This is a genomic window from Streptomyces sp. NPDC003038, assembly GCF_040611115.1.
In the GTDB taxonomy this organism is placed as follows: domain Bacteria; phylum Actinomycetota; class Actinomycetes; order Streptomycetales; family Streptomycetaceae; genus Streptomyces.
Map to the genome: position 1 here is coordinate 155,552 of NZ_JBEXNN010000015.1, position 18,474 is coordinate 174,025.

The following is an 18,474-nucleotide window of genomic DNA, read 5'->3' on the forward strand; positions in this document are numbered from 1 at the left end:
ATCGAGAACGTGAGATGCGCAGGATACTCGTCGTCGGAGCCGGCCAGTCCGGCCTTCAGCTCGCCCTCGGCCTCCAGTCGAAGGGGTACGAGGTCACCCTCATGTCCAACCGGACGGCGGACGAGATCCGCGGCGGCCGGGTCATGTCCACCCAAGTCATGTTCGACACGGCGCTCCAGCACGAGCGGGACCTCCGGATCAACTTCTGGGAGCAGCAGGCACCGAAGATCCAGGGCCTCGGCGTCTCCGTGGCCGCCCCCGACGGCACCCGCGCCATCGACTGGCTCGGCCGTCTCAAGGGCCACGCGCAATCCGTCGACCAGCGCGTCAAGATGGCCGGCTGGCTCGACGCGTTCGCGCAGCGCGGCGGCCAGGTGGTCATCCACGGCGCCTCCGTCGCCGATCTCGACTTCTTCTCCCGTACGTACGACCTGGTGCTGGTCGCCGCCGGCAAGGGCGAGCTGGTGTCGATGTTCGGGCGGGACGCGGCGCGTTCCCCGTACGACACCCCGCAGCGCGCGCTCGCGGTCAGCTACGTGCACGGGCTCGGGCCGCGCCCGGAGCACCCGGACACCGAGGCGGTCCGCTGCAACCTGGTGCCGGGCGTCGGCGAGCTCTTCGTGATGCCGACCCTCACCCTCTCCGGCCGGGCGGACATCCTCTTCTGGGAGGGCGTCCCGGGCGGTCCGCTGGACGTCTTCAACGGCATCAAGGACCCGGTTGAGCACCTCGCGCTGACGCTGGAGCTGATGGAGAAGTTCACGCCGTGGGAGTACGCCCGGGCGACGAAGGTGGAGCTGACGGACGCGGGGGCCACCCTGGCGGGCCGTTACGCGCCGGTGGTCCGCGGGCCCATCGGGCGCCTTCCGGGCGGGGGACTGGTCCTGGGCGTCGCGGACGTGGTCGTCACCAACGACCCGATCACCGGCCAGGGCTCGAACTCCGCCGCCAAGTGCGCGGCCTCGTACCTGTCCTCGATCCTGATGCACGGGGACAACCCGTTCGACGAGGCGTGGATGAAGGCGACCTTCGACAAGTTCTGGTTCACCGCGGGCAAGCCGGCGACCCAGTGGACGAACGCGATGCTGGGCGTCCCGCCGGAGCACGTGCTGAACCTGATCGGTGCGGCCGGGCGGCTCCAGCCGGTGGCGGATCGATTCGCCAACGGCTTCGACAACCCGGCCGACTTCGACGCGTACTTCTACGACCCCGAGGACGCGGCGGACTACCTGTCCGAGGTGTCCTCGTCCGTCTCCGCGTCTTCCGAGCCTTCCGCGTCCTCGGGGGCCTCCTCGGCGGAGTAGCCGGTGTCGTCGTCCTCGCCGGTTCCCTCCGTGCCACCGGTACCCTCCGCCGCCTCGGGGAGCGGCGGGGGGACGTAGTGGACGAGCGGTGTCGCGTCCGGGTCCGGCCGTACGGCCCCCAGCAGCGGATTCGCCGCAATGGGTGAGACCTTGACGCGGGCCCCCGGCCGGGGCGCCTGGATCACCTTGCCGCCGCCGACGTACAGGCCCACGTGCGTGGCCTTGGGGAAGTAGACCACCAGATCCCCGGGCCGCAGCTGATCGAGCGCGACCTTCGGCAGCTGGGCCCACTGCTCCTGGCTGGTCCGGGGGATCGCGCGTCCCGCGTGCGCCCAGGCCTGCGAGGTCAGCCCCGAGCAGTCGAAGGATCCCGGCCCCTCGGCGCCCCAGACGTACGGCTTGCCGATCTGGGCCGTCGCGTACGCCAGGGCCGCGCCGCCGGCGGCCGTGGGCGTACGGGTGGGCGCGGAGCCGGGGCTTCCGAGCCGGCCCGAACCCACCAGGTCCCGTTGGGCGGCGGCGGTGTTCGCGGCCTCCCGCGCGTCGAGCTGGGCGATCTGCGCCGGAGTCAGCGAAGCCAGCATCCGCTCCACCTCCTTGAGCTGCGCCGCCACCTCGTCCTTGTGCCGCTTGCGCTGCGCGGCCAGGGTCTGCTGTGCGTCCAGGGCCTTGCGGGCCGCGGTGGCGAGGGAGCCGGCATGCTTCTCGCCGCGCGCGAGGCGCTCCAGTACGCCGGCCCGGCGGGCGGCCTCGCGGGCGGCGAGCCGACGCTGGTCCAGGGCGGCCCGGGGATCGCCGGCGAGGAGCATTCGGGCGTAGGGCGACAGGCCCCGGGCGCGCTGGTACTGCTCCCGGGCCAGCCGCCCGGCGGCGGCCTTCTCGGAGCCGAGGACGTTCCGGGCGCGGCCGAGCTCGGCACGGAGCCGTCGCTCCTCGGCCTGCCGGGCGGCGAGTGCCACTTCGGTGGCGTTGTACGCCTCGGTGGCTTCCTCGGCCTTCTGGTACAGACTCTGCAGGCGGGTGAGCAGGACCCCGACGGGCTGGTCCGCGGGGAGCGGCTCGGCGCGGGGAGCCGGGACCGGCCCGGCGAGGGCGAACACCGCGGCGATGCAGGCGGCATGGAGCAGCCGACGTGACATGGGATCACCTCCGGCGCCCGATGCTGCCACGCCCGGTATGACAAATCCCCCACCCGGGCCGCCCCGCCCCCGACCTCCCACCCGTCCGGCCGATCCTGCGCCTCCCGTGAGGGGAGCGGGAGACGCGGTGGTCCGGGACGGAGCTCGGGCGCAGCGGCTGGGGGCGGCGGAGGCGGGCTTTGGGCGCAGCGGTTCGGGGGTGCGGGCGGTGCGTGCAGTGGTCGGGGGTGCGGGAGGCGGAGCTCGGGCTCAGCGGTTGGGGGTGCGGTGGCGGGCTTTGGGCGCAGCGGTTCGGGGGTGTGGGCGGTGCGTGCAGGGTCGGGGGTGCGGGAGGCGGAGCTCGGGCTCAGCGGTTGGGGGTGCGGTGGCGGGCTTTGTGCGCAGTGGTCGGGGGTGTGGGAGGCGGAGCTCGGGCTCAGCGGTTGGGGGTGCGGTGGCGGGCTTTGTGCGCAGTGGTTCGGGGCGCGGGTGCGGACCTGGGCGCCGCGGTCAGGGCCGCAGGAGGCGGGCCTTGGCCGCGCTGAACTCCTCCGGTGTCAGCAGACCCGCACGCGCCAGTCCGGCCAGCTGCGTCAGCTCGGCCACCAGCCCGCCGGGCGCCACCGGAGCACCCGTCGGGACGCTCGCCCCCGCCCGGCCACCCGCGCCTGCCGGAGCCTGCGCCGGGCCACCCGCCACGCCCGCGGCGCCGGAGCCCGCCTCGGCCGGGCCACCCGCCGCCGCGCCGGCACCCGGGACGGCACCCGCGTCGGCCGGAGCCTCCGCCGGAGACCCCGCCGGGCCGCCCGTCAGGGACCGGCCCGTCATCAGGGACGGGCCGCCCGCCAAGGCCTCCGCGTCGACCGCCCGCCTCAGCAGCCCCCGCAAGAGCGGCCGCCCCGCAGGCCGGTCCGCCGGCCGCACCGTCGCTCCGACCGGCCGGATGAACATCACACCACCCCCGACCGGTCCGCCGCCGGCACCCGCTCCGCCGGGATCCTGACCGACCCCACGATCCGCCCGCCCGCCGCACGTACGGCGATCGCCGCGTCCTCGGCCCACACGTGTTCGACCACCAGCAGCAGCGCGCAGCTTCCGCGTTCAAGCAGCTCCGCCGCCTCCCGCACGTCCTCCGGCCCGATCAGCCGTGCGGCGTCCCGCCCCGTCAGCAGGCCCCGCAGCTCCACGAACTCGTCGAACTCCGCCGCCAGCACGTCACCCGCCGCCGTCCTCGTCGCCACGAGCCCGTCGATCAGCCGTACGACCCCGGTCTTCCGCAGCCCCATCACCGCCTCCACCGCCGGTACCCGCAGCTGCTCCTCCGGAAAGGCGAGGACGATGAACTCCACAGGTCCCATGCGCCGACGCTCCTCATTCCCGACCGTGCCGCCGTGGCCGGCGCCAACCCCGCAGACCGCAGACCCCGCAGACCCGCAGACCCCGCAGACCCCTCAGACCCGGCAGAGCCCGCCGACCGATTCTGACGACTCCTCGGCTCACTATGACATAAACGGACATACCATCCATTCGCTTGCTACGTTTCCCGCATGACCGCTCTGACGGCAACGGTGGCGGAGCCCGCGCCCCCACCCCCCGACGCCCGCGCCGCCAAGCGCCGCGGCATCGAGCTGACGCTTCTCGCCGGCGCCGTCCTGATCTCCGTCCTGGGCTACGTCCACGTCGGCCTCGCCACCACCGGCCACATCCCCCGCCCCACCGCCCGGTACGCCGGCGGCCTCGCCCTCGCCGCCCTCCTCGCGCACCTCGCCGTCCGCCTCAGGGCCCCGTACGCCGATCCCCTCGTGCTCCCGATCGCCGTCCTGCTCAACGGCCTCGGCCTCGTCCTCATCCAGCGCCTCGACGCGACCACCCCCGCCCATCTCACCGCCGGGGACCAACTCCTCTGGTCCGCGCTGGGGATGGCGCTCTTCGTCCTCGTCGTGACACTGCTGCGCGATCACCGGGTGCTCCAGGGCTACGCGTACCTCTCCGTCGCCGCCGCCCTCGCGCTGATGCTGGTCCCCGTCTTCTTCCCGGCGGTCAACGGCGCGCACATCTGGATCCGGTTCGCCGGACTCTCCTTCCAGCCAGGGGAGTTCGCCAAGATCCTGCTCGCCGTCTTCTTCGCCGCCTACCTCGCCGCGAACCGCACCGCCCTCGCCCTCACCGGCCGCCGGCTCTTCTGGAAGCTGCGCCTCCTCCCCGGCCGCGTCCTCGGTCCGATCCTCGCGATCTGGCTGCTCAGCGTCGGCGTGCTCGTCCTGGAACGCGACCTGGGCACCTCGCTCCTCTTCTTCGGCCTCTTCGTCATCATGCTGTTCACCGCCACCGGCCGGATCGGGTGGATCGCCATCGGCCTGATCCTGGCCGGGGTGGGGGCGTACGCCGTCGGGACCTTCGAACCGCACGTGAACAGCCGCGTCGAGGACTGGCTGAACCCCTTCGCCTCCATCGAGCGGGGCGAAGGACCCGGCCAGCTCGCGCAGTCCCTCTTCGCCTTCGGCGCCGGCGGCCTCCTCGGCGCCGGGCTCGGCCAGGGCCAGTCCTTCCTCATCGGCTTCGCCGCCAAGTCGGACTTCATCCTCGCCACCGCCGGCGAGGAGCTCGGCCTCGTCGGCCTCACCGCGATCCTGCTCCTCTACGGGCTCCTCGTCTCCCGCGGCTTCCGCGCCGGGCTGGCCCTGCGCGACCCCTTCGGCCGGCTGCTCGCCACCGGTCTCGCCTCGATCGTCGCCCTCCAGGTGTTCGTCATCGCCGGCGGCGTCACCGGACTGATCCCGCTCACCGGCATGGCCATGCCCTTCCTGGCCCAGGGCGGCTCCTCCGTCGTCACCAACTGGATCATCGTCGCCCTGCTGGTCCGGCTCAGCGACAGCGCCCGCAGGCCCGAACCCCGGAGGGCCGCCCCGTGATCCGCTACATCCGCTGGTGTGCGTACTTCTGCGCGATTCTGCTCGTCGCCCTGCTCGTCAACATCGCCCGCGTGCAGGTCTGGGAGTCCGCCGCCTACGGTGCCAACCCGGCCAACAAGCGGCCGGTCATCGAGCGGTACGCACAACCGCGCGGGAACATCCTGGTCGACGGAAAGCCCGTCACCGGCTCCCGCGACAGCGGCCAACTGCTGCGCTACGAGCGGACGTACGAGAACGGCCCGCTCTACGCGCCCGTCACCGGCTTCTCCTCCCAGACGTACGGGACCAGCTTCGTCGAACGCGCCGAGGACAAGATCCTGTCGGGGACGGACCCGGGGCTCTCGGCCTTCCCGCTCTGGTACGACCTGGCCCGCGGCCGCCCGGACGGCGGGAACGCCGCGACCACCATCCGCGCCGGAATGCAGCGGGCGGCCTACACCGGCCTCGCGGGCAAGCGCGGCGCGGTCGCCGCTGTCGAGCCGGCCACCGGGAAGATCCTCGCGCTGGTCAGCAGCCCCTCCTACGATCCGTCGGAACTCTCCGGTACGGGCACGCGGGTCAAGGAGGCCTGGGCGCGGCTGAACGCGGACCCCGCCAAGCCGATGCTCAACCGGGCGCTGCGCGAGACCTACCCGCCCGGCTCCACCTTCAAGATCGTGACGGCGGCGGCGGCCCTCGACACCGGGGTGGTCACCGACGTGGACGCGCCGACCGAGACCCCCGACCCCTACCCGCTGCCCGGGACCAGCACCCTGCTGCCGAACGCGGGCACGGGCTGCGAGGACGCCTCGATGGCGGAGGCGGTGCGATGGTCCTGCAACACGGTGATGGCGAAGATCGGGGTACGGGTCGGGCTGCGCGCCATGGTCGAGGCGGCGGAGCGGTTCGGGTTCAACGACGCGGGACTGCGGGTGCCCTCGTGGGTGTCCCGGTCCAACTTCGACACCGACATGAGCCGGGACCAGCTGGCCCTGTCCTCGATCGGGCAGTTCAACACCAAGACCACGCCGTTGCAGATGGCGATGGTGGCGGCGGCCGTCGCGAACGGCGGCGAGCTCAAGTCGCCCTACCTCGTGGACCGCACGACGCAGAGCGACGGCGACCCCGTCCGCCGCGGCGACCAGCGCAGCCGCGGCCGGGCCATGAACCCGGCCACCGCCCTGCGGCTCCAGGAGCTGATGGTGAAGGTGGTGGAGGACGGCACCGGGAAGAACGCGGCGATCCCGGGCGCGACCGTCGGCGGCAAGACGGGTACGGCGCAGCACGGCGTCGGCAACGCGGGGACCCCGTACGCCTGGTTCATCGCCTGGGCCAGGGCGGAGGGAACGGCCGGAACGGCCGAACCGGCCGTCGCGGTGGCGGTGGTGGTCGAGGACGCGTCGGCGGTGCGGGGCGACATCAGCGGCAACAGCGCGGCGGCGCCGATCGCCCGGGCGGTGATGAAGGCCGCGCTCGCCGGCTGACGCCGCGCCCCGCGCCCCAGCCCGCCCCGGCGGGATCGGCCCACCTGGGTCCGGCGGGCCGAGGGGCGTCCGCCCCTTGGAATACCGGGCGGCGGGCGGCGCTGGCCTGATAGGCGTGCGTCATGACCCACGAAACGACCCACGAAATGCCCCACGAACTCGCCCAGGTGAACATATCCCGCCTCAAGTACTCGCTCGACTCCCCGCAGCTGAAGGACTTCGTGGACGGGCTCGACCCCGTGAACGCGGTGGCCGACGCGGCCGACGGCTTCCGCTGGCGACTGGAGGGGGAGGAGGGAAACGCCACCGACGTGCTGTTCTTCGGCGACGAGTGGATCATCGTCAACATGTCGGTGTGGCGCGACACCAACGCCTTGACCGCCTTCATGTACCAGGGCAGACACCGCGAGCTGATGGCGCGCCGGCGCGAGTGGTTCGAGCACGTCGCGGAGGCCATGACCGCCCTGTGGTGGGTCCCGGCGGGCGAGCGCCCGACCGTCGCGGACGCGGAGAAGCGCCTGCTGCACCTGCGGGAACACGGTCCGACCCCGTACGCGTTCACCCTGCGCACGTCGTTCCCGCCAGAGGCTTCCGCGTAGCCCGGAGCCGTGACACGCCCCGGCCCGGCCCGGCCCGCCCGCCGTTCTAGGCGCCCGCGTCGGAGCCCTGGCCGATGGCCGCCTCCACCTCCGCCACCCGCTCGGCCTCCTCGGCCGCGAACCGCTCGCGGTCGAGGGCCTCGGCGATCTCCTCGTCCTGCCGCATCAACAGGTCCAGGTTGGAGTCGCCCATCTCGAAGACGCCCATGTCCAGATACGCCTTCTGCAATCGCTCGCCCCACAGCCCGATGTCCTTCACGCACGGCACGATCCGGCTGAACAGCAGCCTGCGGAACAGGTGCAGGAACTCCGACTGCTCGCTGTACCGCTCCGCCTCCTTCCGCGGGACGCCGAAGTTCTCCAGTACCTCCACCCCGCGCAGCCGGTCCCGCATCAGGTAGCAGCCCTCGATCACGAACTCCTCGCGCTCGCGCAGCTCCGCGTCCGTCAGCTGCTTGTAGTAGTCGCGCAGCGCCATCCGGCCGAAGGCCACGTGCCGCGCCTCGTCCTGCATCACGTACGCGAGGATCTGCTTCGGCAGCGGCTTGTCGGTCGTGTCGCGGATCATGCCGAAGGCGGCCAGCGCCAGCCCTTCGATGAGCACCTGCATGCCCAGGTACGGCATGTCCCAGCGGGAGTCGCGCAGGGTGTCGCCCAACAGTCCCTGCAGGCTGTCGTTGATCGGGTACAGCATCCCGATCTTCTCGTGCAGGAAGCGCCCGAAGATCTCGGCGTGGCGGGCCTCGTCCATGGTCTGCGTGGCGGAGTAGAACTTGGCGTCCAGGTCCGGCACCGACTCCACGATGCGCGCGGCGCACACCATCGCCCCCTGCTCGCCGTGCAGGAACTGGCTGAACTGCCAGGAGGAGTAGTGCCGGCGCAGCTCGCCCTTGTCCTTCTCGGTAAGCCTGGCCCAGTGCCGCGTCCCGTACAGCGTGAGGACCTCGTCCGGGGTGCCCAGCGGATCGTACGGGTCCACCTCGACGTCCCAGTCGATGCGCTTGGCGCCGTCCCACTGCTTGTCCTTGCCCTTCTGGTAGAGGGCGAGGAGCCGCTCGCGGCCTTCGTCGTACTCCCAGCTGAAACGCGCCGAGCCCGAGGCGGGAACCTGCCAGACACCCTCGCCCGGGTCGTTGGTGTAGAGCTCGTGCGTCGACACTGACGCCCCCTCGTGTCACGTACTGCCGTGCGGGACCGGACAGTTGGCAGGGTCACACGTTGATAGACGGCCGGTCAACAAGTCGTGCCCGGGGGATTGACGGCCTTGCTGACAAGCAGTCTCATAAGCAGTGACCGCCGGTAACGCAACGAGCGAGGTGTCCGAAGTCATGACGACCGTGACCGATCGAGCAGTGCCCAGGGACGCCCTCGGCCCGCTCAAGGACCGCGAGCAGATCGCCGAGAGGCTGCTCGAATCCTCGGCCAAGCACTCCTTCGACCCCGACAAGGAACTCGACTGGGACGCCCCGCTGATCGAGGGCAAGTACTACTGGCCGCCCGAGCTGCTCTCCCTCTACGACACCCCGCTGTGGAAGAAGATGGGCGAGGAGCAGCGCATCGACCTCTCCCGCCACGAGGCGGCGGCGCTCGCCTCCCTCGGCATCTGGTTCGAGATCATCCTCATGCAACTGCTGGTCCGGCACATCTACGACAAGTCCCTGACCAGCAACCACGTCCGCTACGCCCTCACCGAGATCGCCGACGAGTGCCGCCACTCCATGATGTTCGCCCGCATGATCCAAAAGGGCGGCGCACCCGCGTACCCCGTCTCCCGCCTCAACCACAACCTCGCGCGGGTCCTGAAGACCGTCTCCACCACCCCCGGCTCCTTCGCCTGCACCCTCCTCGGCGAGGAGATCCTCGACTGGATGCAGCGCCTCACCTTCCCGGACGAGCGGGTCCAGCCGCTGGTCCGCGGAGTCACGCGGATCCACGTCATAGAGGAGGCCCGGCACGTCCGGTACGCCCGCGAGGAACTGCGCCGCCAGATGCTCACCGCCCCGCGCTGGGAGCAGGAACTCACCCGCATCAGCTGCGGTGAGGCAGCCCGCGTCTTCTCGCTCGCCTTCGTCAACCCGCAGGTCTACGGCAACATCGGCCTCGACCGGCGCGAAGCGCTCGCCCAGGTCAAGGCGAGCGGCCACCGGCGCGAGGTCATGCAGACGGGAGCCAAGCGGCTCACCGACTTCCTCGACGACATCGGCATCCTGCGCGGGGTCGGCCGCAAGCTGTGGAAGAGCTCCGGCCTCCTGGCCTGAGCCGAACGGAACGGCCCCACCGCCGTGGAGCTACCCTGCGGGCATGACCGTACGCGCCTACCGCAGGCTGAGCGTCGAGGAGCGGCGAGCCCAACTCCTCGACGCCGCCCTCTCGCTGTTCGCGCACCGGGCGCCGGAGGAGGTCTCCCTGGACGACGTCGCGGAGGCCGCCGGGGTCTCGCGCCCGCTCGTCTACCGATACTTCCCCGGCGGTAAGCAACAGCTCTACGAGGCGGCCCTGCGTTCCGCGGCGGACGTCCTCGAACTCTGCTTCGCGGAACCCCAGGAAGGCCCCCTCACCAGGCGGCTCTCCCGGGCCCTGGACCGCTACCTCGCCTTCGTCGACGAACACGACGCCGGCTTCGCGGCCCTCCTCCAGGGCGGCAGCGTCGTGGAGACCTCCCGCACGACGGCGACCGTGGACGGCATCCGCCGGGCCGCCGCGCAGCAGATCCTCTTCCACCTGGGCGTCCCCGCGCCCGGCCCGCGCCTGCGCATGATGGTCCGGACGTGGATCACGGCGGTCGAGGGGGCCTCCCTCATCTGGATCGACGAGGGCAAACAGCCGGGCGTGGACGAACTCCGGGACTGGCTGGTGGACCAGTTCATCGCCCTCCTCGCCGTGACGGCAGCCACGGACGCGCAGACGGCGGCCGCCGCGCGTGCGGCGCTCGCCCTGGAATCGGCGGACGGCCCGGTCGGGGTGCTGGCCCGCCGCGTGATCCCGGTGGTCTCCGAGGCGGCCCACCTGCTGTGACACTGGTGGAGTGAGAAGCCAACCGACCCCGTTCGAGGGCGGCCCGATGGACGGCCGGGTCCTCCCGGTCCTCCTCGGCCTGACCGGCCACCCCCCGAAGTGGTACGAGATCCCCGTGCCGGCGCCCGACGGCGGCCCCCCGACGGTGCTCCTCTACGAACGCGTCCCGTCGGGCTACACCAAGCGCCTGGGGCTCCAGAGGGGCTGGAAGTACACCTACGCCCCGTCGGCGGAAAAGCCGAAGCTCCGCTGGCCGTGGTCGAAACCCCCACGCCGCGCCTGACGCCGTCGCCCGCGGTACCTCCCGCCGAGAGGGACGCCGCCCCGCACCCGTTCTCCCGCGCCCGTTCTCCCCGTTTGCGTGTCGAGGTGTCAGCTGTCCGTACGCCCGCGGCGCAGCATCGCGAAGCCGAGCCCGGCGGCGCCGAGCGCCGCGATACCGCCGCCCGCGGCGAGCAGCACCACGCCCTCGCCCGGCCCGTCGGCCGGCGTGTTCAGGCGCAGCGCGTCGGCGGGCCCGGTGGCCACGGAACCGCTGCCGACGCCGCTGCCGCTGCCGGTACCCGTGTCCGTACGCGCACCGGTACTCGTACGCGGAACGGAGGCGGGGACGAGGTGCCCGCTCCGCGTGCCGGTCTTGTACCCGTCACCTTCGACGGTGTGGCCGCCGCCCTGCGCGGGAGCGTCACCCAGCCAGGACGTCAGCCGCCCGTCCGACCGCAGTGCCGCGTGCAGATCGCCGGCGGATCCGAAGACGGTGACGCCGTCACGGCTGGTCAGGGTGGCCGCCTTGCGGCCGTCGGCGGTCAGGATGTCGGCCTGGTGGGCGTTCTCGGCGATGCGGTAGACCTTGGCCGTGGAGACGCCGTCCGCGAGGGAGAGGCTCTTGACGAGCGTCCGCTGCGGGCCCGCCGAGTGCGCGGACGAGGCGGCCGGCACCCCCTCGGCGAGGGCGGCGGCGGTGGGCAGGGCCAGCAGGGTTCCGGCGCACGCGGTCACGGCGGCGGCGCGAACGAGAGTGCGGCGGCGACTGGCGGTGCTCACGGCGAGTCCTTCGGTGCTGCTGGTCGGTGGACCTGGCGCATCCCACGCATCCAGGTGGGACCAACGTAGGCGCCGGCCATTGCGGTAGGGCGCTGTTCTTGTAACAGCGAGGCTGCAGGGTCCCGTCGGAGTCGTTACACAACCGGGGGATTGCCGCGCGGCGCCCCGGCTGATCCCATGGACGGCGGGGGTGAGGTGATGCGTGGACTCAAAGTGGAGCCGAGCGGGCGGCCCGGCCGCGGCCGGCTGTATGTCCACCTGCCCGACGGGCGGGCGGTGGCCTGGTACGACCGGCAGACGAACCGCGTCAGCGTTCTCGTGGACGACCACCGTGAGGCGGTCCTGACGGTCTTACGCCCCTACCTCACCGGGACCGTCTCGATCGGCCCGCCCCCGGTCCCGACCGCGGTCGACCTGATGCGCCTCGCCCTGCCCCCGGACGCCGACCTGGCCCCGAACCGCCCTGGCGAGGCCCTGTGGGGTGAGCTGGAGCACGGCTCGGCGGGCGCGCGGTCGCGCCACCGCCTGCGTCAGGACCTGGCGGCCCAGCAGCGGGTGGGCGACGCCTTCGACGCCCTCGAAGGGGACGGCTGGCGGACCTTGCACTGCGTCCCCCTCCCGGGCCTGGGCCGCATCGACCACCTGCTCATCGGCCCCGCCGGGGTCTTCTGCGTCCGTACGGTTCCGGGCCGCCGCCAGCGCGTGACCGTCGGCGACCTCCTGCTCACGGTCGGCCGCGCCCACCCCCGCCCGGACCCCCGCTGGGCCCGCCGCGCCGCGGCCCGCGCGTCCCTCGCCCTGGCGGCCCGCGTCACCCCGGCCCTGGCACTGGCCGACGCCTCCCGCATCGACGTGGCCCCCACCCTCCGCGACCTCCACATCCTCCAGCCCCCCACGACCGCCTCCGACTTCTCCCGGTCCTCCGCGAAGCTCAACCCGGCTGACGTAGAGGCCCTGTTCACCCTGGCCCGCGACACCCGCACCTGGACCCCACCCCCCACCCCCGCCGGAACCCCCCTCACCCCGACCACCGTTTAACCCCCGCCCCCGTCCCCGTGCCCGTCCCCGTGCCCCGCCCGGCCCCGCCGTGGCCCCTTCCTAGCGCTCCCCACCTCGTCGTGCATGGCGGGCCCCGCCCCCGCCCCGTGCGTCGCGGCCCCACCCCGGCCCCCTGTGTCGCGCCCCCGCCATGCCCCCCGCGCCGCTGAGGCGGAGCCATCCTCAGCCCCGCCGGCGTTTGAGGCGCGGAGGTCCGGGGGCGGAGCCCCCAGCAGCTCCCGCGCAGCGGACCGGGGTCCGGGGCGTAGCCCCGGGAATCGGGAAGGGGCGGGGTGGGGAACAGCGCCGCAGGCCCCACCCCACCCGCCCCCGGCGGGGTCAGGCGGAGGTCCGCTTCCGCGGCGACGCCGCAGTCTTCTTCGCGGCCGAAGCCGTCTTCTTCGCACCCGCCGAAGTCGACTTCGAAGCCGCCGACTTCGAGCCCTGCGTGCCCTGCCCGCCCCGTGAGCCCTGCGCGGCCTTGCCCGACTTCGCCGTCTTGGCCGCATTCGCTTCCGTCTTCGCCGACCCACGCGCCGCCGCCGTACTCTTCGTCTTCGCCGCCGTCGACGCGGTCTTCTTCGCCGAAGCCGCCGTCGACTTCTTCCCGCCCACCGTCTTCGGCGCGGCCGCAGCCGCCGCCCTGCCCCCACCCGCCGCCTTCCGCCGAATCGGAGTCACCTCGGCGTCCGCACCGGCCTCCGCATCCGCCCCCGCCGCCGTTCCCGCCCCCGCCTCAGCCTCCGCATCCGGACCCCCCTCCCCCCGGGAGGCCTTGGCCGCCCGCACGCTCTTCTCCAGTGCCGCCATCAGGTCGATGACCTGCCCCCCGGCCGGTTCCGCCGCCGGTTCCGTCGGCTCGAACGCCCCCTCCGCCTTGGCCGCGATCATCGCCTCCACGGCCTCCCGGTAGTCGTCGTGCAGCGACTCCATCTCGACCTCGCCCAGCGTCGCCATCAGGGCGTCCGCCAGGTCGAGTTCGGCCTCGCGCACCGATACCGAGCTCTCCGGTGCCACGCCCTCGGGCGCCCGGATCTCATCCGGCCACAGCAGCCCGTGCATGGCGATCACGTCGTCGACGACCCGCAGCATGCCGAGCCGTTCCCGCCCCCGCAGCGCGTACTTCGCGATCGCGACCCTTTGGCTCCGCTTCAGGGCTTCCCGTAGCAGCGTGTACGGCTTCGCCGCCGTCGCCCCGTTCGCTGCGAGGTAGTACGCCGCGTCCATCTGCAGCGGATCGATCTGGTCCGCCGGTACGAACGACATGATCTCGATCGTCTTCGCGGTCGCGAGCGGCAGCTTCGCCAGGTCCTCATCCGTGATCGGGATGATCGACCCGTCGGCCTCCTCGTACCCCTTGCCGATCTCCGCCGTCGACAGCTCCTCGCCGTCCAGTTCACACACCTTGCGGTAACGGACCCGTCCGCCGTCGGTGAGGTGGATCTGGCGGAAGGAGATCGAGTGGCTCTCGGTGGCGTTCACGAGCTTGATCGGAATGCTGACCAAGCCGAAGGAGATCGCCCCATTCCAGATGGATCGCACGGTTCCTCCTGTTTCGTGGCAACCTCATCGTATGACGCCGATCACATTGGTGGAGGGCCGTCGCATCGCGCTCAGCAACCTCGACAAGGTGCTGTACCCGGAGACCGGCTTCACCAAGGGCGAGGTGCTGCACTACTACGCCACCGTCGCGGGCTCCCTCCTCGCCCACATCCACAACCGCCCGGTGTCCTTCCTGCGCTATCCCGACGGTCCGGACGGCCAGCTCTTCTTCACCAAGAATCCGCCGCCCGGCACCCCCGACTGGGTGAAGACCACCCCGGTGCCCCGCTCCGAGGACCTATCCGCCCGCCAGGTGGTCGTCGCGGACCTGGCCACCCTGATGTGGTCAGCCAACCTCGTCGTGGAGTTCCACACCCCCCAGTGGCCCTGCGACGCACCGGCCGTCGCCGACCGGCTGATCCTCGACCTCGACCCCGGCCCGCCCGCCACCGTCGTCGAGTGCTGCGCGGCCGCGCTCTGGCTGCGCGAGCGGCTCGCCGCCGACGGCCTGCACGCCTACCCCAAGACCTCCGGCTCCAAGGGCCTGCACGTGTCGGTGCCGCTGGAGCCGACCCCCTCCGACCAGGTGTCGGCGTACGCGAAGGTCCTCGCGCAGGAGGCCGAGCGCGAGCTCTCCGGCCTCGTCGTGCACCGCATGGCCAAGGCCCTGCGGCCCGGCAAGGTCTTCGTCGACCACAGCCAGAACGCCGCCGCCAAGACCACCGCCGCCCCCTACACGCTGCGCGCCCGCGCCCGGCCGACCGTCTCCGCGCCCGTCTCCTGGGAGGAGGTCGAGGCCTGCCGAACCCCCGCCGACCTGGTCTTCCTCGCCGACGACATCGCGCCGCGGCTGGACCGCGACGGGGACCTCTTCGCCCCGCTGATCAACCTCAACCGCGCCGGGAAACTCCCCAAGGGGCGAGGAGCCCGGCCGTGATCCGCGTCGCGCTGGCCGCCTCCGTACGCACCCTCCCGCGCGGCGCGGGGCTCGCGTACGAGCCGAAGTTCGACGGCCACCGGATCGTGGTGCTGCGCACGGAGACCGAGGTGGTGCTCCAGGCACGCTCCGGCCGGATCGTGACCAGCGCGTTCCCCGACCTGACCGCGGCCGCGCGGCAGTTGCCCGCCGGGACGGTCCTCGACGGCGAGGTCGTGGTCTGGCACCAGGGCCGTACGGACTTCGCGCTGGTGCAGCGGCGGGCGGCGGCCACGGCCGCACGGGCCGCCGTACTGGCGCGGAGCCTGCCGGCCTCGTACGCCGCGTTCGACGTGCTGGAATTGGGCGGCCTGGACGTGCGGGGCCGTCCGTACGAGCGCCGTCGTGCGCTCCTGGTCGACCTCCTCCTGCCGCTCGGGCCCCCGCTCCAGCCGGTGCCGATGACCACCGACCCGGAACTGGCCGCGACGTGGTACGAAACGCTGCCGGCCAGCGGTATCGAGGGCCTGGTCGTGAAACGGCTGGACCAGGCGTATCCGGCGGGGCGGCGCGCCTGGCAGAAGCTGCGGCACACGGACGTACGGGACGCCGCGGTGGTCGGGTACACCGGGCCCGCGCGGCGCCCGTCGGCGCTGGTGCTCGTGCTGCCGGTCGGCGACGAGACGCCGCTGGTGTCGAGCCCGCTGACCTCGGCCCTGCGGGCGGAGGTAGCGGCGGCGGTGGCCTCCCGTACGGCGGCGGCTCCGGCCACCGCCACGCCCACCACCACCGTCAGCGCGATCGGGCTCGGCGAGGTGCCGTACCGGCCGCTCGACCCGCCGCTGACGGCGGAGGTCCGGCACACCTCGGCGCGGCACCCGCCGCCGGAGGTGCTCAGGCTGCGGACGGACCTCTGACATATCTCTGACGTATCTCTGACGGCCCTGGCCGACCTGGCCAGACCTCCGGCAGACCTCTGACCCGCGCGGGAGGCGCGGGTCAGAAACGTAGGTCGTCAGGGCGGTGCGGGTGCCGCAGGCCCTGCGGCGGCGTGTCGACGGCGTCAGCTGTGCGCGCCACGCCCCGCATCCGGGGGACCCCCGGGCTGCGGCCGCGGGTACGTCGCATCCGGACCCGGATGCTCGTAGCCGGACTCGCGCTCCTTCCGGACGTCGTCCGGATGGGTGGAGGTGGTGGAGCCGAAGTTCCCGAAGCCCTGCATCTCGTGCGGGCGCAGGCCGCCCTCGGGGATCTCCACGGGGTCCCGCTCCTCACGGAGCTCGTAGACCGGGCCGCCGTCCGGCAGGTGCGGCTGGCTCTCCGGAGAGGGCGGTGCGGGTTCCTTGGCCCGGACCCGCTTGCCCAGCCAGAACATACCGAGCAGGAAGCCGACCACAGCCAGCCCGACGATCGCGAATCCCATGTCCCAGGACGTGTCCATACAGCCAGTTTCCCCCACTTCATGCGGTATGCGCACTCTTGGATGGAGTGAATACCGCCGAGCGGGGTACGCGGCCCACGGAACTCGCGGCCCGGTCGTTCACAGGGAGCGTGCCCCGGGCGGTCGGCTCCGACCCGCCCGCCGAGGGACCAGCTCGCCTCCCGCCGCCCCTCGCCGGGCCGCATCCCTGCGGCGGATCGCGAGGGCCGAGCCCGAAGTCCCGGCACGAGGCGGATCGCGAGGGCCAGGTCCAACCACGAGGCGGATCACGCGGACGGATGAGTCGCGGACGGATCAGTCGCAGACGAACTGATTCCCCGCCCCCCGGAACAGCCGCGACCGCAGCGGTCCGGGCGCTGCCCCCAGCGCCCGCTCGCGCTGCCTGCGCACCACGTACCGCCCGGGCGCGATGCCGGTCGCACCGTGCTCCGGGTGGATCAGGTACGCGATCGCGGAGGCCTCCAGCATCCCGATCGCCAGCCCGGTCGGGTCGCTGACGTCCTGAACCCAGCGGCACTGCCCGGGATCGGCGACCAACGTGTGCGGGTTCCCGCCCGCCGAACTGCGCAGCAGTTCGATCCCCTCGGCGGGCACGTCCCGCCACACCACCCGGCCGTACCCGTCCCGGCCGTGCCCGTCCTCGCGCGGCCGCACGTGCCGCAGCATGCCCATGGGCACGACCAGCAGGTCGCCCTGCGCCTGCATCCCGTCCACCACCGGAACCGCCATCTCGCGTGCGAGATGCTCCAGGACATCGAGTCCCGTCCGCTGGGTCAGCTCCCCGAGCGTCACCACACCCCTCACCACACCCCTCACCCCTTCCATGTCGTCTTCCATGTCTCCCTGGACTGTCATGTCCTGCGCACGAGCCGTGCGTACTGTTCTCCGCTCACGCCGTACGACCAGCCGGCCGCATCGAGCGGATCATCGATGTGGGCCGGGACCCCGAGGCCGTAGCGGCGCCGCCGTCCGTCCGGCTCCACGGAACCGTTGACGGTCAGGAGCAGCCGCCCGGGCCGTCCCCAGACCCCCGCTGGTACGTCGTACAGGGCGAGGCGAAACCCCGGATTGCCGGGATCATCGGCCGTCCCGACGAGTTTCAGCCCGGCCTGGCCGACGTAGGCGTCCCACCCGATGCGCTCGATGGCGCTGCGCCGGACCTCGATATTGGGCTCCGCGTGGATGCGCTCGACGGTCGGCCCGGTGATCACCCACTCCGGCACCACGGCTCCGTGCAGCACGTGCGCGCCGCTGCCGTCCGGGAAGCGGACCGCGGGCCCGTCGTCCCGGTGCAACCGGATCTCCCCGTGCACCGCCGCCGGAGCGGGCTCCGCGTGCACGGCGTCGGGCCGCTCGGCCATCACGCACAGCCCCGGGGCGGCCCACCACCAACCGGTGGCCCGCGCGAGCCGCGCCCACAGGCCGAGCGCGTGTGCGTCCTTCGGCGCGTACCGGGCCAGCCCGACCCGCGCACAGGTGTCGTAGTAGCCGACCCAGTGCGCGGCGTGCTGCCCGTACCAGGTCATCAGCCCGGGCGCGGTACCCACGGAACCGCGTACGGCGGCCCTGACGGCGTCGGAGACGGAGACCTTCAGCGCATCGCCCACGGCGGCCCGCACCACCCGCAGGACCGGCACCCCGGAGGCCAGCGCCTCCTCGACCGACACCCCGGGCGCCAACGGCGCGCGAGACGACCACGGCGGCGACCAGGGATCACCCACGGCCTCACCCAACTGCGCCCGCAGATCGGACTCCAGACAGGCGAGCCGCTCGGGCAGCAGCCACAACGCGCGCTTCGGCAGCTGCTCGGCATGGCTCAACCCGCGACTGCGGAAACCGAGTTCCCCTCGTACGAGGTCCATCGCGGCCGTGGGCGAGGCCACCCACTCGAACCGCGGCGGAGCCTCTCCGAGCAGCCGGTAGATCTCCCCGACCGCATCCTCGGCATCCGCCCGCTCAGCCGGCCGGGCACTCAGCCCGTACGCCAGCCACTCATCCCGCATCGCGCACGCTTCGCGCACGCGCTCGAACTCACGGCCGCTCACAGGCGCCCGGCGGAGCCCGCCTTTCCATCACTCAGGA

Annotated in this window: 19 protein-coding genes; 10 read left to right on the top strand and 9 right to left on the bottom strand. The window is 72.8% G+C overall.

Annotated features, from left to right (window positions below; all coding sequences use genetic code 11):
• Positions 1-14 precede the first annotated feature (14 nt).
• The gene (locus ABZX75_RS20455; protein WP_355412388.1) at positions 15-1,304 is read left to right on the top strand and encodes a styrene monooxygenase/indole monooxygenase family protein; all 1,290 of its coding nucleotides are present in this window, start codon (positions 15-17) and stop codon (positions 1,302-1,304) included.
• Here the strand turns inward: ABZX75_RS20455 and ABZX75_RS20460 are convergent.
• The 3 genes from ABZX75_RS20460 to ABZX75_RS20470 form a co-directional block, all read right to left on the bottom strand.
• Entirely contained in the window at positions 1,226-2,443 is a 1,218-nt protein-coding gene (locus ABZX75_RS20460; RefSeq protein ID WP_355412390.1) for a C40 family peptidase, read from the bottom strand. The two genes, ABZX75_RS20455 and ABZX75_RS20460, sit on opposite strands and share 79 nt — an antisense overlap.
• A gap of 489 nt (positions 2,444-2,932) precedes the next feature.
• A complete protein-coding gene (locus ABZX75_RS20465; RefSeq protein ID WP_355412392.1) occupies positions 2,933-3,373 on the bottom strand; it encodes an SHOCT domain-containing protein in 441 nt (146 codons plus the stop codon).
• The gene (locus tag ABZX75_RS20470) at positions 3,373-3,780 is read right to left on the bottom strand and encodes a DUF6325 family protein (protein ID WP_355412394.1); all 408 of its coding nucleotides are present in this window, start codon (positions 3,778-3,780) and stop codon (positions 3,373-3,375) included. The genes ABZX75_RS20465 and ABZX75_RS20470 overlap by 1 nt, the downstream gene beginning before the upstream one ends.
• Before the next feature lie 198 nt (positions 3,781-3,978).
• On the opposite strand from ABZX75_RS20470, the gene ABZX75_RS20475 reads away from it, so the two are divergent.
• From ABZX75_RS20475 to ABZX75_RS20485, 3 genes are all read left to right on the top strand, one after another.
• The gene (locus tag ABZX75_RS20475) at positions 3,979-5,334 is read left to right on the top strand and encodes an FtsW/RodA/SpoVE family cell cycle protein (RefSeq protein ID WP_355412472.1); all 1,356 of its coding nucleotides are present in this window, start codon (positions 3,979-3,981) and stop codon (positions 5,332-5,334) included.
• Positions 5,331-6,797, top strand: a complete 1,467-nt coding sequence (locus tag ABZX75_RS20480) for a penicillin-binding transpeptidase domain-containing protein (RefSeq protein ID WP_355412396.1) — start codon at positions 5,331-5,333, stop codon at positions 6,795-6,797. The genes ABZX75_RS20475 and ABZX75_RS20480 overlap by 4 nt, the downstream gene beginning before the upstream one ends.
• 122 nt (positions 6,798-6,919) lie before the next feature.
• The gene (locus ABZX75_RS20485; protein ID WP_355412398.1) at positions 6,920-7,396 is read left to right on the top strand and encodes a DUF3291 domain-containing protein; all 477 of its coding nucleotides are present in this window, start codon (positions 6,920-6,922) and stop codon (positions 7,394-7,396) included.
• 46 nt (positions 7,397-7,442) lie between these two features.
• Here the strand turns inward: ABZX75_RS20485 and ABZX75_RS20490 are convergent, their stop codons facing one another.
• Positions 7,443-8,555, bottom strand: a complete 1,113-nt coding sequence (locus tag ABZX75_RS20490; protein WP_355412400.1) for a ferritin-like domain-containing protein — start codon at positions 8,553-8,555, stop codon at positions 7,443-7,445.
• Positions 8,556-8,724: 169 nt separating this feature from the next.
• Here ABZX75_RS20490 and ABZX75_RS20495 point away from each other — a divergent pair, with 169 nt between their 5' ends.
• The 3 genes from ABZX75_RS20495 to ABZX75_RS20505 are packed head-to-tail and all read left to right on the top strand — an operon-like array spanning position 8,725 to position 10,694.
• Positions 8,725-9,654, top strand: a complete 930-nt coding sequence (locus tag ABZX75_RS20495; RefSeq protein ID WP_355412402.1) for a diiron oxygenase — start codon at positions 8,725-8,727, stop codon at positions 9,652-9,654.
• Between the two features lie 43 nt (positions 9,655-9,697).
• A complete protein-coding gene (locus ABZX75_RS20500) occupies positions 9,698-10,411 on the top strand; it encodes a helix-turn-helix domain-containing protein (RefSeq protein ID WP_355412404.1) in 714 nt (237 codons plus the stop codon).
• Between the two features lie 10 nt (positions 10,412-10,421).
• Positions 10,422-10,694: a hypothetical protein gene (locus tag ABZX75_RS20505; RefSeq protein WP_355412406.1), complete on the top strand. Its 273-nt coding sequence runs from the start codon at positions 10,422-10,424 to the stop codon at positions 10,692-10,694.
• 89 nt (positions 10,695-10,783) lie between these two features.
• Here the strand turns inward: ABZX75_RS20505 and ABZX75_RS20510 are convergent, their stop codons facing one another.
• Positions 10,784-11,455, bottom strand: coding sequence for a hypothetical protein (locus ABZX75_RS20510; protein WP_355412408.1), 672 nt, complete (start codon positions 11,453-11,455; stop codon positions 10,784-10,786).
• A gap of 198 nt (positions 11,456-11,653) precedes the next feature.
• Here ABZX75_RS20510 and ABZX75_RS20515 point away from each other — a divergent pair, with 198 nt between their 5' ends.
• On the top strand, positions 11,654-12,493 hold the full coding sequence (locus tag ABZX75_RS20515) for a nuclease-related domain-containing protein (RefSeq protein WP_355412410.1): 840 nt from the start codon (positions 11,654-11,656) through the stop codon (positions 12,491-12,493).
• 339 nt (positions 12,494-12,832) lie between these two features.
• Here ABZX75_RS20515 and ABZX75_RS20520 read toward each other — a convergent pair whose 3' ends face one another.
• Positions 12,833-14,035 carry a Ku protein gene (locus ABZX75_RS20520; RefSeq protein ID WP_355412412.1) on the bottom strand — a complete coding sequence of 401 codons (1,203 nt, stop codon included), beginning with the start codon at positions 14,033-14,035 and terminating at the stop codon, positions 12,833-12,835.
• Between the two features lie 31 nt (positions 14,036-14,066).
• Here ABZX75_RS20520 and ligD point away from each other — a divergent pair, with 31 nt between their 5' ends.
• Both ligD and ABZX75_RS20530 read left to right on the top strand, forming a co-directional pair.
• On the top strand, positions 14,067-14,972 hold the full coding sequence (ligD, locus tag ABZX75_RS20525) for a non-homologous end-joining DNA ligase (protein ID WP_355412414.1): 906 nt from the start codon (positions 14,067-14,069) through the stop codon (positions 14,970-14,972).
• Positions 14,972-15,868: an ATP-dependent DNA ligase gene (locus ABZX75_RS20530; protein WP_355412474.1), complete on the top strand. Its 897-nt coding sequence runs from the start codon at positions 14,972-14,974 to the stop codon at positions 15,866-15,868. The genes ligD and ABZX75_RS20530 overlap by 1 nt, the downstream gene beginning before the upstream one ends.
• A 146-nt stretch (positions 15,869-16,014) precedes the next feature.
• Here the strand turns inward: ABZX75_RS20530 and ABZX75_RS20535 are convergent, their stop codons facing one another.
• From ABZX75_RS20535 to ABZX75_RS20545, 3 genes are all read right to left on the bottom strand, one after another.
• Positions 16,015-16,392: a DUF6479 family protein gene (locus tag ABZX75_RS20535; RefSeq protein WP_355412416.1), complete on the bottom strand. Its 378-nt coding sequence runs from the start codon at positions 16,390-16,392 to the stop codon at positions 16,015-16,017.
• Between the two features lie 294 nt (positions 16,393-16,686).
• Entirely contained in the window at positions 16,687-17,229 is a 543-nt protein-coding gene (locus ABZX75_RS20540) for a hypothetical protein (protein WP_355412418.1), read from the bottom strand.
• Positions 17,230-17,243: 14 nt separating this feature from the next.
• Positions 17,244-18,413: a DUF6745 domain-containing protein gene (locus ABZX75_RS20545; RefSeq protein ID WP_355412420.1), complete on the bottom strand. Its 1,170-nt coding sequence runs from the start codon at positions 18,411-18,413 to the stop codon at positions 17,244-17,246.
• Positions 18,414-18,474 lie beyond the last annotated feature (61 nt).

Coding starts and splice junctions, on each gene's coding strand:
- ABZX75_RS20535 (WP_355412416.1), bottom strand. CDS start 16,392: ATGGACACGTCCTGGGACATGGGATTCGCGATCGTCGGGCTGGCTGTG.
- ABZX75_RS20495 (WP_355412402.1), top strand. CDS start 8,725: ATGACGACCGTGACCGATCGAGCAGTGCCCAGGGACGCCCTCGGCCCG.
- ABZX75_RS20500 (WP_355412404.1), top strand. CDS start 9,698: ATGACCGTACGCGCCTACCGCAGGCTGAGCGTCGAGGAGCGGCGAGCC.
- ligD (WP_355412414.1), top strand. CDS start 14,067: ATGACGCCGATCACATTGGTGGAGGGCCGTCGCATCGCGCTCAGCAAC.
- ABZX75_RS20455 (WP_355412388.1), top strand. CDS start 15: ATGCGCAGGATACTCGTCGTCGGAGCCGGCCAGTCCGGCCTTCAGCTC.
- ABZX75_RS20465 (WP_355412392.1), bottom strand. CDS start 3,373: ATGTTCATCCGGCCGGTCGGAGCGACGGTGCGGCCGGCGGACCGGCCT.
- ABZX75_RS20485 (WP_355412398.1), top strand. CDS start 6,920: ATGACCCACGAAACGACCCACGAAATGCCCCACGAACTCGCCCAGGTG.
- ABZX75_RS20470 (WP_355412394.1), bottom strand. CDS start 3,780: ATGGGACCTGTGGAGTTCATCGTCCTCGCCTTTCCGGAGGAGCAGCTG.
- ABZX75_RS20540 (WP_355412418.1), bottom strand. CDS start 17,229: ATGGAAGACGACATGGAAGGGGTGAGGGGTGTGGTGAGGGGTGTGGTG.
- ABZX75_RS20460 (WP_355412390.1), bottom strand. CDS start 2,443: ATGTCACGTCGGCTGCTCCATGCCGCCTGCATCGCCGCGGTGTTCGCC.
- ABZX75_RS20515 (WP_355412410.1), top strand. CDS start 11,654: ATGCGTGGACTCAAAGTGGAGCCGAGCGGGCGGCCCGGCCGCGGCCGG.